The sequence below is a fragment of the Dyella humi genome (assembly GCF_044904605.1).
Taxonomy (GTDB): domain Bacteria; phylum Pseudomonadota; class Gammaproteobacteria; order Xanthomonadales; family Rhodanobacteraceae; genus Dyella_B; species Dyella_B humi.
Genome location: NZ_JADIKI010000023.1, coordinates 17393 through 33652, shown reverse-complemented (window position 1 = coordinate 33652; position 16260 = coordinate 17393). Strand labels below are relative to the sequence as shown.

At 60.0% G+C, this 16260-nt stretch carries 13 protein-coding genes; 5 read left to right on the top strand and 8 right to left on the bottom strand.

Annotated features, from left to right (window positions below):
* Positions 1–12: 12 nt before the first annotated feature.
* Entirely contained in the window at positions 13–2889 is a 2877-nt protein-coding gene (locus ISP18_RS11260; protein ID WP_380006680.1) for a ligand-binding sensor domain-containing diguanylate cyclase, read from the bottom strand.
* A gap of 321 nt (positions 2890–3210) precedes the next feature.
* Between ISP18_RS11260 and ISP18_RS11255 the strand changes: the two genes are divergently transcribed.
* Complete coding sequence (locus ISP18_RS11255) at positions 3211–3399, top strand: DUF1737 domain-containing protein (protein ID WP_380006683.1); 189 nt, start codon at positions 3211–3213, stop codon at positions 3397–3399.
* Here the strand turns inward: ISP18_RS11255 and ISP18_RS11250 are convergent, their stop codons facing one another.
* Positions 3400–4188, bottom strand: coding sequence for a LytR/AlgR family response regulator transcription factor (locus tag ISP18_RS11250; RefSeq protein ID WP_380006686.1), 789 nt, complete (start codon positions 4186–4188; stop codon positions 3400–3402).
* Positions 4185–5300: a sensor histidine kinase gene (locus tag ISP18_RS11245; RefSeq protein ID WP_380006689.1), complete on the bottom strand. Its 1116-nt coding sequence runs from the start codon at positions 5298–5300 to the stop codon at positions 4185–4187. Before ISP18_RS11245 ends, ISP18_RS11250 begins: the two co-directional genes overlap by 4 nt.
* Positions 5301–5517: 217 nt before the next feature.
* On the opposite strand from ISP18_RS11245, the gene ISP18_RS11240 reads away from it, so the two are divergent.
* Positions 5518–5925, top strand: a complete 408-nt coding sequence (locus ISP18_RS11240; RefSeq protein WP_380006692.1) for a hypothetical protein — start codon at positions 5518–5520, stop codon at positions 5923–5925.
* Between the two features lie 178 nt (positions 5926–6103).
* Positions 6104–6928, top strand: a complete 825-nt coding sequence (locus ISP18_RS11235; RefSeq protein WP_380006696.1) for an alpha/beta fold hydrolase — start codon at positions 6104–6106, stop codon at positions 6926–6928.
* 278 nt (positions 6929–7206) lie between these two features.
* On the opposite strand, the gene ISP18_RS11230 is transcribed toward ISP18_RS11235, so the two are convergent.
* The 3 genes from ISP18_RS11230 to ISP18_RS11220 all read right to left on the bottom strand — a co-directional run bounded on the left by ISP18_RS11230 (position 7207) and on the right by ISP18_RS11220 (position 11647).
* Positions 7207–9048, bottom strand: coding sequence for a CHASE3 domain-containing protein (locus ISP18_RS11230; RefSeq protein ID WP_380006699.1), 1842 nt, complete (start codon positions 9046–9048; stop codon positions 7207–7209).
* 159 nt (positions 9049–9207) lie between these two features.
* Positions 9208–10371 carry a M23 family metallopeptidase gene (locus ISP18_RS11225; RefSeq protein WP_380006702.1) on the bottom strand — a complete coding sequence of 388 codons (1164 nt, stop codon included), beginning with the start codon at positions 10369–10371 and terminating at the stop codon, positions 9208–9210.
* 226 nt (positions 10372–10597) lie between these two features.
* Entirely contained in the window at positions 10598–11647 is a 1050-nt protein-coding gene (locus ISP18_RS11220) for a lactonase family protein (protein ID WP_380006705.1), read from the bottom strand.
* Between the two features lie 531 nt (positions 11648–12178).
* Here ISP18_RS11220 and ISP18_RS11215 point away from each other — a divergent pair.
* Positions 12179–12844: a DUF1223 domain-containing protein gene (locus tag ISP18_RS11215; RefSeq protein WP_380006708.1), complete on the top strand. Its 666-nt coding sequence runs from the start codon at positions 12179–12181 to the stop codon at positions 12842–12844.
* 124 nt (positions 12845–12968) lie between these two features.
* Positions 12969–13856 (top strand): EamA family transporter, encoded by an 888-nt coding sequence (locus tag ISP18_RS11210; protein ID WP_380006711.1) that lies wholly within the window; start codon positions 12969–12971, stop codon positions 13854–13856.
* Positions 13857–13877: 21 nt separating this feature from the next.
* On the opposite strand, the gene ISP18_RS11205 is transcribed toward ISP18_RS11210, so the two are convergent.
* Together ISP18_RS11205 and ISP18_RS11200 are read right to left on the bottom strand one after the other, a co-directional pair.
* Positions 13878–14141, bottom strand: a complete 264-nt coding sequence (locus ISP18_RS11205; RefSeq protein WP_380006714.1) for a hypothetical protein — start codon at positions 14139–14141, stop codon at positions 13878–13880.
* A gap of 334 nt (positions 14142–14475) precedes the next feature.
* On the bottom strand, positions 14476–16251 hold the full coding sequence (locus ISP18_RS11200; protein WP_380006717.1) for a tetratricopeptide repeat-containing diguanylate cyclase: 1776 nt from the start codon (positions 16249–16251) through the stop codon (positions 14476–14478).
* Positions 16252–16260 lie beyond the last annotated feature (9 nt).

Genomic DNA, 16260 nt, shown 5'->3' with positions numbered 1-16260 from the left:
GGCATCGATGCGTCACGTCATCTCCCAGCGCTTGCCGGCGACCACTACGCGGTTGCGCCCGGACGTCTTGGCCACGTATAGCGCGGCGTCCGCGCGGCGTATCACGTCAAAGCCGTCGCGATCCTGCTGTTGCAGCCAGGCGATGCCGATCGAGCAGGTAATTTCTACATGGCTTCCGTCACCGCTGAAAGGCCGGTCGGCAATATGCCGACGCAGCGTTTCGAAGGGAGCGGGATCGTCGCACGATACGCCCGGTATCACAGCCAGGATTTCCTCGCCGCCATAGCGACCCAGGGAGGCGCCGATTGGCAGCGCATCATGCAAGCGCGTCGAAGCTTCGATCAGTACCGCGTCGCCGGCCAGGTGGCCATGGCGATCGTTGATGTGTTTGAAGTGATCCAGATCGATCAGTGCTACAGCCAATGGTTCGTCATGTTTGCGTGCGTGAGCAATGGCCTCGGTAAGGATTTCCAACACATGGGAACGATTGGGCAAGCTGGTCAGCGCATCGTGTGTGGCCTGTTGCCATAGCGCGGCGCGCGCTTGCTCCAGCGCCTGCTTGTCCACTTCCAGTTCGCGCGTGCGCAGTGCCACCAGGCGTTCAAGCGTGCGTGCGCGAGCACGCAGATTCTGCGTGCGCAACTGCCAGACCAGCGCAATACCCAGTACAAGCAGCAACAAACCACCCAGCACCGCCGGTGTCCGTTGCCACCATGGCGGAACGATGTGCAGCGGTAATTGCACGACAGGCGAGAGCTGGCGGCTATCCGGATCGTAGGCAGCTAGTTCGAACACGAAATCGCCCGGCGGAAGCGGCGGATAGTCGATTTGTGGCCGATCTGAATTCACCCAGTTGTGTTCCAGGCCTTGCAGGCGATAGCGATATTGCAAGGTGCGACGCGTAGGCGCGCCCAGCGTGGCGAGATGCAAGGTAAGTGGCTGCTCGGGTGCGTAGTCGAAGCGATAGGTGGACGCCGGCGCTTGCGCCACGCCACCCAGGTTCAGGCCGGCGATACTCACGGTCAACGGATCGGGTGCCGCCAGCGAGGCCGGGTGCAGGATGTGTGAGACGCCATTGGTGGTACCGATCCACACCGAGCCGTCGCTGTCCTCGAAGAAGGCGTTCTCGCCGATGTCGTCCCAGATCAGGCCATCGTCTTCGGTAAGACGACGCCAGCGCTGGCCGTTAAAGAGTTCCACGCCGTCAGTCCCGCCGATCCACAGCCAGCCGCGGCGGTCGTGCTCGATGAAATAGACGCGTGTATCGTCGAGCAAGTTGTCCGCAACATGTTGCACCGTGATCGTGTCATCGCTGGTTACGCGACCACGCCACAGACCGTTGAAATTGCCGGACAGGTAGAGACCACCATCAGGTGGTGCATCCAAATGCCTGAAGTCCCCATCGGATGGCGCGCCGATGACGCGTATACGCGTCCATCGACCGTGCTCGAGGCGAAACAAACCGGTATCGCCAGCGAACCACAGCCGGCCTTGTGCATCTTCCGTCATATCGGAAAACACATCGTCCGGAACCACGTTGTCGCCCGCATGTCGCAGTGTGTGGCCGTCATAGACGTACAACCCGCGCTCGGTGCAAAGCCATATCAGCCCATGGCTGTCTTGCTCCATGTCGCGGATGTAGGCGGGCGAATGCGCGACTTCCTCGGTGATGCCCTGTCGAGCGTGATAACGCAGCAATTCGCCCGAGTAATAGGCGACCAGCATGTCGCCATCGGGCAGTTTTTGCAGCCCAGTGGTCTCCTGCGCCAACGGCGGCGCTTTCAAGGGCCAAGGTACGAGCCGCGACGCACCCGGTGCGAGCATGCTGCCGCCCAGCTCATTGCCAATCCATAGTGCACCATCGGAGGCGCGTGCGATCGCCCAACTGGGGCTGCTATCCAAACCCTGCGCGCCCTGCCAGCTTTCGATCTGTTCATAGCCACGCCACTGCAATACGCCGCGACCGTAGGTGCCGATCCACAACACGTGGCTGCGGTCGTACAGCAATGCATCGATGCCAATGTCGGGCAGACCGTTGCCCGTACCGAAGATGCGCCAACTGTGGCCGTCCCAACGCGCCAGGCCGTCGTTGGCGCGAGTAAGCAGGCGGCCCTGGTCATCCTCGATCATGTCCAGGTACGCAGTAACCACGCGTGCGCCGGACAGATCATGGTTCGTAAAAGTGACGCTGCCAGGATACAGCGTGCGGATGTAACGCGGACTGCGTACCCATAGCGTGCCGTCGTGAGTACGAAGGTAGGATGTCCAGGTGTCCGCGGGAATGCCTTTGCGTTCATCCCAAACACGCAGTTGCGTGCCGACCAGTTGGCACAGCGATTTACCGCAGCCGAACCACAACGCATGTCCATCACTGAAGACGCTGGTGATGTCCGCTAGCGCCGGTGTCGCGTGCAGAGCCGCTGCATCGAAGCGTGGACGCACGCGCCATCCCGTCGCCGTGGATTCGATCACCCACAGGTGATGCTGACTCACCGCATACAAATGGCCGTCCAAATCGGCGAGCATGGCGCCTGGATCGGTCGACAGGAGGTGTGCCGGTTCGTCGGCGGAAGCGAAGTGCTGGCCATCGCCTACGTAGAGTCCCGACCGCGTGCCCACCCACAGGCGACCTGCGCTGTCCTGGTGCAGTGCCGAAATGAAGTTGCCGTGCAAACCGCTTGCCGCACCGATGCGTTGAAAAGCATGGCCGTCGAAGCGGAACAGCCCGTTCTCCGTGCACACGTACACGAAGCCTTGGCGATCCTGCAGCAGGCAGTTGTCTTCCAGGCTGCCCAGGCCCTGGGCCTGGGTGAAGGAGGCGAGGCTGATGGCTTGGCCATGCGCGCACGCGGCCAACCCCAGCATGAGGAACCAGGCAACGATTACCACCGCTCTACGCCAGCGGCTCCGAACCCGCCAAGATTCGATCGCTGAGCTATCCGACCCTACTTTCAACGTCCCCTGGCCTCCTGTTCGCTCATGCTTTTCGCCTGAACGTCCCTGTGTATGGCGCGTCCGCGCGCGCTACAGGTATGGGGCGAACAATAGCGCAGGTTTGTGTTTCGAAGCAGATGCCACGTGCTCAGGGCGTCAGGCCGGCTTCGCGGCGCGGTAATGTAGAAGGCTGCTGGGGTCAGGGTAGGAAGGGCCAATGGCCGTTCTTGACCCCAAGTAGACGCCAATGACTCAAAGCAACGTAGAGGAATCCCAATGACAGACTTGCCCCCTGACGGTCTTCCGCGCTATCGATTGTTGACAGGCAACGACGACGCAACGTTTTGCCAACGCGTTTCCGAAGCTTTGAGCCTTGGCTACCAGCTGTATGGCTCCCCGGCGGCGACGTTCAATGGCGAGCATGTCATCGTGGCCCAGGCGATACTCTGGCCCGGAAGCGGCTAGCTATTCTTCCCGCTTCGTGTCCCTGGTCGAAACAAGCTGTAAAAACGCCTCATGCTGATAACGGCTCATGCGCAGCTTCTGGCCGGTATCCATCGTGACGACGTGGTAACCGTTGAACCATGGGTGGATGGCCTGGACGCGGCGTACGTTGATGATGGCCGAGCGATGCACGCGTGCGAAGTGGCGGGGATCGAGGCGTGCGGACAGCGCGGTCATGGTTTCCCGCAGCTCATGGACGCGGTCGGCCAAGTGAAGCAGTACGGTGTTGCCGCTGGCCTTGATCCATACGATGTCGTCGACGTCGACGAAAACAATGTGCTCGTCAATGCGCACGGGAACGCGTTCGAGATAATTGTCGCGCTGGCGTAAGGCTTGTAGTGCCTGCAGGATGCGCGCGGAAGATAATTCCCCATCGCTATCGCGAGCGGCAAGTCGTTGCTTTACGCGCGATAGCGAATCGGCGAAGCGTTCGCGGCTGAAGGGTTTTACCAGGTAATCCACGGCATTCGCTTCGAACGCGCGCACGGCGTATTGCTCGTAGGCCGTGACGAACACGATGGCCGGCATGCGCGCGGCGCCGATGGTTTCTACCACTTCGATACCCGTGATCGCAGGCATCTGCACGTCCAGAAACACCAGGTCGGGGGAATACTGGCGGATCGCCTGCACGGCCGAGGCCCCATCGCCGCATTCGCCGGCCAGTTCAATGTCCGGATCGTTGCGCAACAAGCGAACGATCGCGTGTCGTGCGATCGGCTCATCGTCCACGACGAGCGTGGTGATCGTCATGCCGTGACCACCTCGGGCGCGTCGTCGGGCTCTTCCATTTCACGGAAGGGCAGGCGCAAGCGGCAGACCACGCCTTGTGGCCAAATCATCTCCAGGCGCACCTGCGCGGCATCGCCATACAGTTCGCGTAGACGCAGCGCCGTATTGGAAAGGCCAATGCCGTGCCCGGATGTCGATGTCTTCTCGGTTTCCAGAACGCTGTTGCGGTTGCGCACGTCGATACAGAGGCTGTCGTTCTCGCGGCAGCTTTCGATCTCGATGCAGTCCACGCCGATGCGTTCGCCGATGCCATGGCGAATGGCGTTTTCCACGATCGGTTGCAGAATCAAACTGGGCACGGCGCAATGCAGCGTGTCAGGGCTGATGTAGATCTGCGTGGTCAGGCGGTCCTTGAAGCGCATACGCTGGATGCCGAGGTAGAGGTCCAGCAGCACCAGCTCTCGCCGCAGGCTGATTTCCTGGCCGTCGTAATCTTCCAGGAAGGCGCGCAGCAGATCACTCAGGCGCAGCAGCATGTCTTCGGCCGACAGCGTATCTTCGTCCAGCAAGGTGGCGATGGCGTGCAGCGTGTTGAACAGGAAATGCGGCTGCAGTTGCGACTTGAGTGCCTGCAAGCGCGATTGCGCGAGTTCGGTTGCCAGCTTGCTCGCTTCCAGTTCGCGGCGCGCTTTCTCGGCGTAGAACGCCATGGCTTGTTGAATCGCAAACAGTGTCCAATAGGTAAGCAGCCCCGTGGCAAAGTGCTGGCCGAGGAATTGCCATATTTGTTCGATAAACGAGCTGGGTTCGAACAGCGTGGAAATGAGCGCGCCGATGATCATCGCCAGCATCGTCACGCCAAAGCTCAGCGGCAGTTGGATGCCGAGGCCGCGAAGGCGCACGGGCGCCTGGATGGGATATTTCTCGGCCAGGCGAAATACCAGCGGCGCGAGCGCGGCCCATGTGTACCACTGGATCATGGACCAGCGCAGATAATCCCAGGGTGACCAGAGCTGTCTGCTGATGAACAGATCATGCAAAAGTCCCTGCACGGCGAAGACCCCGACCATGGCCGTCCATAGGCCGAGGTAGCGGGCCAGGTCGATGTCCGTGTTGCCAAGGCGCACCTTCATCGCAGTCTGTCCTGGCGGATCGTCGCTACATCTTAGGCGTCGTGATCAGCGGAGAAAAGCAAGTCGCACGGCCACTACGATTCGTCACCGCGCTACGACGATTCGCCCCGGATCGCTTTCAAGGCGTAGCGGAAAACGGGTTCGATAACGGTGTCCGTCGTCCGTGCATGACGTATGGCACGCGGCGGCCACACCGCCATTTGCCCGGAGAGCCGCCATGCATGTCCCCCGTTTTACCGTGTCCATCACGGCCATTGCGGTCTTGGTCTGCACCATGCTCGCAACACTTTCCGCCTGTGCCACGCCTGCGGGCGACTCGCGCAAGCCCACGCGTCATTTCCATCTCGTCAACGCCACGTTCGACAGCGTGACGGCGCTGGCTTTCGCGCCGGCGCAGAGTGCGCCCTTTCAGGACACCGCGTTCAGCACGCCGCTGCAGGGTGGGCTCACGTCGATCATGGTGGAGGTGCCCGCCGGTGGATGCCTGCGCGATGTTCGCGTGACATTCCTCGATGGTCGGGAGATGGTCTATCCGAATCTCGATGTCTGTCGTTACGACGGCCTGCGTTTGACGGATGGTGGCGGGAAGTCCGGCCGGCTCGCGCCGTTGAGACATGGTCTTTGAAAGATCCTCGGGGATGAAGCCCGGCGCTTGCAAAGTGACCGCAACGTTTCGGGGTGTACATTGCATTGGCTCGGCGTCGGATCCGTTTTTATGGAGTGCCGCCGCTTGCTGCTCGCGTTGCATATCCCACCGATCGATGGTTCCGGCCTCGGCTTCCATCCTTGAAGGAAATCAGCTCATGAGTACGATCACTACGAAAGACGGCGTATCCATTTTCTACAAAGATTGGGGTCACGGTCAGCCCATTGTGTTTCACCACGGCTGGCCGCTCAGTTCCGATGACTGGGATGCGCAAATGATGTTCTTTGTGCTGCAGGGCTACCGTGTTATCGCTCACGATCGACGCGGACATGGCCGCTCCAGCCAGGTGTCGGACGGGCACGACATGGATCATTACGCGGCTGATGTAGCGGCGCTCGCAGAGGCACTCGATCTGAAAGATGCCATCCATATCGGTCATTCCACCGGTGGCGGCGAGGTGACGCGCTACGTTGCGCGGCACGGCAATGGACGCGTGGCCAAGGCGGTGCTTGTGTCGGCGGTACCGCCGCTCATGTTGAAAACCGCCAGCAATCCCGACGGACTGCCGATCGAGGTTTTCGACGGCTTTCGCAGGGATCTCGCCGCGAATCGCGCGCAATTCTATCGGGATGTGGCGGCGGGGCCTTTCTATGGATTCAATCGTCCCGGCGCGAAACCGCTCGAAGGCGTCATTCAGAACTGGTGGCGCCAGGGCATGAACGGTGGGGCCAAGGCCCATTACGAAGGCATCAAGGCGTTTTCGGAAACCGACTTCACGGAAGATCTAAAAGCTATCGACGTGCCCACACTGGTGTTGCAAGGCGACGATGACCAAATCGTCCCTTACAAGGATGCCGCTTTGCTGTCGGCTAAGTTGCTCAAGCATGGCAGCTTGAAGATCTATTCCGGGTATCCACATGGGATGCTTACTACCCATGCTGATGTGATCAATCAGGATTTGTTGGACTTCGTGCGCGGGTAGGGCGGTCTAATCTTGCCTGATCGCCGTTCCGGAAAGCCCACAGCCATCCGGGGAAGTTTGCAGCATGAACCCCTCTACCTCCGGGAGAGGGGTTGGGGTGAGGGTACGATCAGCGCGCGATCACAACGACTTGCAGAAGAAGTCAGCACCATGCGTCGCCCGAACCCTCACCCGCCTACCGGCACCCTCTCCGGGAGGGAGAGGAATTCACTCAGGGACTTTCTTTGCAAGTCTTCGCATCGGACGATGGTGTGAAAACGCTGTCTTGCCCAATGTGCCTAGACAACTTCCGCCGCAAAAGCGGATCTCAGCTCACGCGCAAGCTCCTGCATCGAGAAAGGCTTGGTGATCAGCCTGACATCGCTATCCAGTATGCCGTTGTGAACGATCGCATCCCTCGGATATCCGGTCATGTAGAGCACACGAAGCTTTGGATAGAAGGGACGAACAGTTTCGACCAGTTGTCTGCCGTTCTTGCCCGGCATGACGACGTCCGTCAGTAGCAGTTCAATATCAGGATGGGTCGCCAGCTTCTGTTGCGCCACATCGGCGCTTTCGGCCGGGATGGCGGCGTAGCCCAGCTCGTTGACGCAGGCCACCACGAAATGGCGTACCTCATCGTCGTCTTCCACCACCAGCACCTTCTTGGATGCATTGAGGGTGAAAACCATCGTCTCAGCGAACACTTCCGCATCTTGCTGTGCCGATGCACGCGGAAGATACATTTTTACCGTGGTGCCGATGCCAAGCTCGGAATAGATCTGGACGTGGCCGTGCGATTGCTTGATGAAACCATGCACCTGGCTCAAGCCAAGCCCCGTGCCTTGGCCGATTTCCTTGGTGGTGAAGAACGGATCGAAAGCGCGTCGGAGCACCTCCGGCGTCATGCCGCTGCCGGTGTCGGTGACAGCCACCATGACGTACTGTCCAGGTGTCACCTCGATGCGCGCATTCGCGAATGTCTGGTCGAGATACGTGTTGGAGGTTTCGATAGTCAGTTGCCCTTTGCCCTGCATGGCGTCGCGGCTGTTCACGGCCAGGTTGAGCAGGGCGCTTTCCAACTGCGGACGATCGATGAAGGCACGCCATAGCCCGGAGCCAAGCGTGTTTTCGATATGGATGTCCTCGCCGAGCGTGCGCTGCAGGATCATCAGCATGCTGCGCACGCAGTCATTCACATCCACCGATTTCGGCCGCAGCGCCTGCATGCGCGAAAACGCCAGCAGGCGCTTAGTCAAATCGGCACCGCGCATGGCCGCGCTCAGGGCACGCGACACCATGTCCCGCAGGTTTTCATCTCCTCTACCGAGTTGGCGAGTCGACATTTCCAGGTTGCCGACAATGATCGCCAGCATATTGTTGAAATCGTGCGCGATACCCCCGGTGAGCTGACCCATGGCTTCCATTTTCTGGACCTGCCGCAGCCGCATTTCGACAGTTTCGCGCTGCTGAATCTGTTCCTCCAGAGCCTGATTTTTCTCCTCGATCACCTGCTGGCGAGCTGCGCCTTCGCGGTGCACGCGATAGGCAAGCAAGCCGGCCAGCAGTGCGGAGAATAGCGTCGATATCAGAAGGATGAGCCGGGTGCGGCGTGATGTATTGAGCCGTTGATCAAGCAGAGCAGCTTCATTCTGATCCAGCTGTTGTGTCAGGGCTTGAATGTCGTCCATTAATTGGCGACCGGCGCCGGTCTTGACGAGATTCAATGCAGCGCCGTCGTCGCGCTGCGTATTCAGTTGTACCGTTTGTTGCAGCTCATCCAGCTTCTTGCCGATAAGTGTATGAAGCTGGGTGAGCAGGGCGGTTTGGGACGGGTTGTCGGATATCAGCGAGGACAGCAGCGATTCCGTTGCGGGGATATCCGCACGTGCTCGTGCGTACGGCTGCAGATAGTTCGGATCCTTCGTCAAGAGAAAACCGCGTTGCCCGGTTTCCGCATCGCGCACGTCGCTATAGAGCTTGATGATCGCCTCACGCACACGCAGCGTGTGGGTCACCCATTTGTCGGCCCGCTCGCTGCTGATCGTGGCGAACGTGGCTAGGCCGCATGCGATCAGCAGCAGCAGAAAGCCGGCGCGGATAAGCGGTTCCGCCCGTCTTTTCCCCTTCAAGCGCTCCATGTGCAGGCCCCTGTGTGGTTGCAGCACCGCTAGATAGCTTCATCGTCGTTCAACTGTCGTGAAACATGCAATATCAAGCTGGGTTGCAGCGCAACATGGGGGCGCTCATCCCTGAGCGCCCCGACACCGGTGTGAACTTGAACCACTATGCCGCGCTGGTCAATGCGCGGTGTCTTCGCCGAAGTCCACCACGGTGAGCGGCCCGGGAAATTCACTGCTGCGCGCATCGCCGCCCGCCTTGTTCGACGGCAACCAGGGTTTGCCTTGATCGAATGCCTCGATGGTGGGATAGACACCAAGCACGCGGAAATGGTCGAGTGCGTACGGCAGTCCCTCGGCATCGAGTGGCGCATTCGCATTGCTTACGTGGAAGTGCAGGTGCGGTCCGGTGGATTCGCCGGTAAAACCCAGTTGCGCTATCACCTGGCCGCGTCGTACGTGATCGCCTGTCTTCACGGTGATGCTGCCTGGCTTGAGGTGTTCATAGAGCGCGTAGCGCCCGTCGCCCAGTGCAAGCGCCACGTAGTTGCCTGCGGCATCTTCCAGCGGCACTTTGTGCGCAGCGCCTGCCGCGAGTGTGCTGGCTTCCGAAATGCCTTCGCCGATGGATGCCACCGTGGCGTCCGCCACGGCCAATACTTGGGCGCCATAGCCAAACCATTGTCCGGGCGTGGTCCCGTCGCCGCGGGCGTAACCGCCATGGCTGCTCAAGCGGATCCAATCGATGGCGAAGCGCGCAGGAATGTGCACGGCGCCGTTGATCGCATAGAGCACACGCCGATGACCGCGCTCCCAGCGTGCATCGTAGATGGCAACCCAGGGACCGCCACGCAGAGGTGGCCCCAACTCCAACGGTTTGCGTGTATCGGGCGCGAATGCGCCACCTTCGACACTGAAAGTCTGTCCCGAAGCCGTCGCGTACTGAATGCGATGGTTGAGATGAAGCGTAGCCGCTGCACCCTCGGCGAGCGGCACGGACAGATAGACCACTGCAGTCATTCCCGGCGGTAGCCGAGCGTAGTCATGATCGGCAGGATGGTCCGGGCGGCCGAGCGCATGGTTGAGTTGGTCTGCATCGAGCTCGACTAGCGCATGGTTTTGCTGATCGAGCACGATCAGACGCTGCAGTTGCAGCGGCGCCTGCGCATAGTTGGTGACATAAAGCTCATAAACCAGTGATGCCTTGCCGTCCACCAACACCGGTTGCGGTATCCACGGTACGCGCAGATCGAACGACTGCTGCAGCGGCGCGCGCTGGGCGATTGCGCCAGCAGACGCGAGGCTGAGCAATAAGACAACAAGGGACCGGCGCCATGCATCCACGGAGAAGCCCCGCAACGGGAAAGATGCAACCTAGCCTCGGCGGGTTCGATGGGCCATGCCAATGCCGGAGGTCATTGTTTGTGCGCGTGACTTCGGCGTGCGGCAGGCGCCGTGTCGCCCTATGTCGCGGAGGAATTCAACTGGGCCGAGCGCGTGGGCGGCTCAGAGACCGAAACGCACAGCGAGGCGTGATGTCACCACGCCTCGCTGCGGCTGTCAGTATGAATCAGTCGTTGGAATCACGGTCATAAGGCACGATGGCGATGCCGTTCGTTGCCACGTTGTTGATAGTGGCGCTGCTCTTCAGGTTGAAGTTGCCGTCGCCATCCACGTCGAACACGGAGACATGGGAAACCGATCCGTTTGCATCCACCACCGCGGCCAAACTATCGCGGTAGGTGATGTCGGTGGGGTTGCCATTGAATGTCGCCACTACCGCGGCATCTTGAATAATTTTCTGCCCATACACCGCGTAGCGGGATACGGAGTGGCTGGGCGAGTTCGCCGAGAACAGGAACGGGCCATCGAGCGTGACCCAGCAGGGCGCCATCTGCGTGCCGGAGCCGGTCACCGTCAACACCGCATCGTTGCGTATCAGGCTGATCTCGTTGGCGTGGGCGATCGTCACGTAGGCATCGTTGCCGCGCGTGGCGAGCCCGAATGGCGTGTTGACGTTGGCGGGAATGTTGGCGACTAGTTTCGTTGAGCCGGTGACGGCGCCGTCATCAGTCAAGTCGACGGTTTCGATCGCATTGCTCTTTTCAGCGACGACCAGTTGGCCGTTCAGCACACCTACCTGTGCTGCTGAACCGTCGGCGATGACTAACTGCGCTTCGCCATCGGCGGAGGAGGCCACACCAAAGCGATCGATGGAATGGGATTCAATATGCGTGGCGGTAAGGATGTAAAGGTGGCCGCGGCCGAAGGCAACGCTTACCGGATTGGTGATGGCCGGTACCTGCTTCTCCAGTTGCAGCAAGTGATGCTCCGGCGATTTCCGGAAGACCGAGACATTGCCCGATCCGAAATTCACCACAGCGAGAAGATCGTGATTCTGTGCGATACCGCCGGCATTGCCGCTGACACCGCCAGCGCCGCCCGTCGCGATCTGTTCGATCAATTTGCCGCTGGTGTCATAGACAAGAAGTTGGTTGCTGGCCGTGTTGGACGACGTAACGATGAGATCCCCGCTGTGCCAGCCGAAGCCGGGCTGCGCGTGGACAGCATTTGCCACCATCAGCGCCAGCAGCGCTGAGCCGTAAATTGCCTTTTTCATGGTTGGTCCTCGATATGAGCCTAGGTAATGGCGGCACCACGGGTTGCCGCGCATGGTTACTTCCGAACGACCGTGCGCATCGGCCTTCTAGTGCTTCGGGGGAACAGTCGAGGTGGTTACATCGATGGATGTATTTATGCGCAAGAACGGTGATGTGTTCTGCGTCGTCACGAAATCTCTACATATTGCGATGAGGCGATGTTTTTTTGCGGACGTATGCTTTGGCGGACGTAACCGTGTTTGGGGATGCGACGAAGGAACTTCAGTGCTTACTTTTTCTGATTAGGGTCGAGCTTCAGATCACCGTACTGTTTTGCTCGTCATCCCGGAGAAAGCCGGGACCCAGTGACTTTGAACTGCCCTCAATGGCGCTGGACCCCGGCGTTCGTCGGGGCGACGATAAAGCGTAACTGGGACTCGACACTAATCAGCAGTCTTTGAATCGCTGATCTCAGACCTCACGGCATCCTTATGAAAAACCGATCATTTAAAGCGCTAGTTTTCGCAGCACTCGCACTTTTGATGTTGCACATGACGGTGCACGCGCAGGACGTCGCTTCGTCTCCACAGCACAAGCTTGTGGTCGTTGAACTCTTCCAAAGTCAGGGCTGCTCATCGTGTCCGCCGGCCGAAGCAAATCTCAACGCCGTGGCGGACCATCCCGGTGTACTCGCCTTGTCGTTCGGCGTGACCTATTGGGATGATCTCGGCTGGAAAGACACTTTCGCCACCAGCACCTACACGGAGCGCCAGTGGAGCTACGCGCACTATCACCGGCGCGATACGGTCTGGACGCCGCAGATGTACGTCAATGGCCATGCGGACTTGGTGGGAACGGATCGGGCACAACTCGAAGCCGCCATCACTCAGGCGCAGAGCGATGGGCCTGCCATCGAATGGTCCGGAAACAGCGTTTCGATCAAGGCAAGTTCTCGCGCGAACAGTGCAGGCGACGTATGGCTGGTGCGATACGATCCACGGACTCAGAACGTTGCCATTGGGGGCGGGGAGAACAACGGCCGCACCTTGGCGCAACGCAATGTCGTACGTGAACTCGTCCATCTTGGAACCTGGAGCGGCAGCGAAAGAACATTTTCGCTTCCAGCTTCATCGGCATCAGAACTGAACACGGCGGCCCTTGTTCAAGTGCAAGGGGGCGGAGATATTCTGAGCGCCTCTGTGCAGGGCGGTCGCTGAACGTATCCCCCTGCACGACTCTAAAAAAGCCCCGGGAGTAGTCTTCCGGGGCTTTCGTCTTGCGCTGGCGCGCTCTGCTTTCCACAGGCATCATGAGCGGCCTTCGCGAGCTAGGCTTTTACGTATGCATCGGCCTCATGCTGCATCGCTTTCATCCTTGTTGCTGGCAGTTGGCGTGCTGCTGGTCGCCATGGCGTCGTATCAATGCGGCGCGGCCATCGCCAAGCAGTTGTTCCCATTGGTAGGTGCGCAAGGGGCAACCGCTTATCGATTGGGCCTAGGTGCGGTGATCCTGCTTTTGCTGCAAAGACCGTGGCGGTCTCGGCAGCCTGGTGGCGCCAGAGCTGTGCTGTGGGGTTACGGTTTGTCCATCGGGGTGATGAACCTGCTTTTTTATCTGGCTTTGCAGCGCATTCCGCTGGGCATTGCCGTGGCGGTGGAGTTCACCGGGCCGTTGGCGCTAGCGCTGTTTCATTCGCGCCGCTGGTTGGATGTGGTGTGGGTGGCGCTGGTAGTGGCAGGGTTGTTGTTGCTGATGCCGCCGGGAAGTTCGGCGCAACGGCTCGATCCGATTGGCGTGGGCTACGCGCTTGCGGCAGGCGTCGGCTGGGCGCTGTATATCGTCTTGGGGCAGAGGGCCGGCGCGGTCTACGGCAACAACGCGGTGGCATGGGGTACTTCGGTGGCTGCACTGGTTGCATTGCCGGTCGGCTTTGCACATGCGGGTCACGCACTGCTGTCACTCGCGTTGCTACCGTCCGCGCTGGGTATTGCAGTGTTGAGTTCAGCGTTGCCTTATACGCTGGAGATGATGGCGATGACCCGTCTGCCGGCACGCACCTTCGGCACCTTGCTGAGCCTGGAACCCGCCTTTGCTGCCATGGCCGGGATGATCTTTCTTGGCGAGCATCTGAGCGTGCTGCAGTGGTTTGCGATCGCGGCGGTTATCGTGGCTTCGGCTGGTACGGTATTGAGTGCGCGTCAGGTAGTGGACGTGCCGGTGGGGGCTTGATCGGAAAGCTCTGGTGGCGGCTTAGCAACGCAGCGAAATATTGACCATGGCCTGCGCGCACAGCATGCTCATCATGGCCAGGATCTGTGAGCCGGTCGCGCGCGGATGTACCAGCAGAAAGCGATTGCTGCCTGCACCAGTCGGGCGACGTGCGGCGGCAGCGCATACTGCTCCATCGCCGGATGCCAGGACAGGCGGAGCCGGATAATGCGGATCCCATAGTTGCCGTCGCACCAGGCCATGCTGGGGCCCGCCGGCAATAAGACATTCAACGATCTGTTCCATCCCTATTCCCCCTGCACATGGGCCTCTTCGGGCCTCGTAAGGTGGGAAGCATGCGTCACGCCACGTTCGCACTTGGAGTGTGCGCTGTTTCACGGTTTTGCGTTGAGTCAGAGGCTGGCAAGCCCGGAAATGGCGAAACTCGGCCGAGCACGGCCGGAAACAGGCGCCAAGTTGATAAGAGCAGCCCGTGAGCGAGGACCGCCCAGTCCATGCGGCAACACCTAGAGGACTGCACCATGCCGCGCTTTCGCCGCCATGGCGCTTGCGTTGCAAGAAGTGACGTTTCGCGGCACAAGAAGTCGGTCAAACCAGGGCGGCCTGGCGTTCCGGCGTTTCAGGCTTCCGCCAGGCTGCCGTCTTCGGTATCGGCGACGACGCGATTGCGCCCACCGCGCTTGGCTCGATAGAGCGCGGCATCCGCTTCCCGGCACAAGCGCTGCAGTCCGTAGCCGGATGTGTCGGTGGAGGCCAGGCCGAGGCTGGCGGAAAACGACACGACGCATCCGTCCGCTTCAATCGGCAACGCTTCGATGGCCATGCGGACGCGATCGGCGATCACCATACCCTGCTCGCGGGAGCACTCCACCAGCAGCAGACAGAACTCCTCGCCGCCCAGGCGGCCGAACAGGTCGGCTGGGCGCAATTGCTTCTGGCAGAGGGCAACAGTGCGCCTCAGCACGGCGTCCCCCACGGCATGGCCATGGGTATCGTTGACCTGTTTGAAATGGTCCAGATCGATGAACACCAGGCAGGCGGCGCTGTGTTTTTTCTCCAGCAGGCGCAGAGTGCGATCGGCTTCACTGATGAAGTGCTGGTGGTTGAAGATGCCGGTAAGCCCATCCAGACACGACAGCTCCTTGAAGCGAAGCTGCGAGCGCTTGAGCCGGAACACCCAGAACACGATGGATACCAGCACAACGAGCAGCAGGGCGATATAAAGCCGGCTGGTTTCGACGGCCTTGGTGTTGAGGGCCTGTTGCAAGCGCAGGATGTTGTTTTGCTTGCTTAGACTTTCTGTTTCGAGTTTTTGGGCAAGCATGTGTTGCTGGGCGACCTCGTAAGCTTCCGTCCTCGCACTGATGTCATTGAGATCACCCTTGTCCTGGATGACGTAGTGCTCGTGGTACGCAAGTGCGGCGGCGGCATTGCCTTGCTTTTTCTCGATCTGATAGAGCACCTCATAGGCTTCCTTCAGCCATATGCTGATATCGCCTGGATTGCCCATGGAAATGGCCGCGAGGGCGGCTTTTCTGGCTTCGGTGTCGTTGCCCAGTTTTGCGTAGGCCTGTGCCCGTTGTACCTGCGCTGACAGCATGTGGGGGTAGTAATGGTTAATGCGGATGCTTGGGGCAATCTGGTTGAGCAGGGCCATAGCCTTGCCTGGTTGGTTTTCATCCAGATAGAGGCTGCCCAGGGTGAGCCACATGGCGTTGGCGAAGATCGGTTCTTGCGCGGCTACACAGGTATCGATGGCTCGTTGCAGTTCCGGGCTAGATGATGTGAGTCGTTTGCCGTTGTAGAGCGCCGCGGCTTGGAAGTAGAGGGGGCGGCACAGGGTCTCGCCAGAAGGAATGGCGCTCTCCATCATGCGTGCGTACTGAATGGCAAGATCGGTTTGGCCGGCCAAATCCAGCATCTGCGAGAGATGCATCAACAGCATGAAACGAGCCTTCGGATCTTTAACTCCGGGTAGCCCAGTCGTCGCGCGATTGGCCAATGCGAACGCCTCCTCATAGCGTCGATTGGCTGCCAAGTTAGTCAAGAGCAACGCCGAGGCCTTAGTTGCCAGGGTTGCGTCACCGGAGTGATCGATCACATCGTGAAGCTGGGCCTCGGACTTGGCATAGTCGCCCTCGAACATAGTCTCCCATGCATCGAGATAATGCAGATGCCATTGCTCCTCCGGGGTCAGGCGGATCGCTTCGTGATGGATCTGCTGCAACATCCGGACGAACTGTGGGTGATCTTTCGTGTCCAGGCTTTCTGCCTGGTATAGAAATGCTGCCGGATCTGTAATAGGTGCGGCGGCATGGCCAGACTGCAGAAGTACGATCCAAGCTATGGCCGTTAATACAGGCCATGACCAGAAGCGGCTCTGCAGCCGGCGCATGCTGACGTC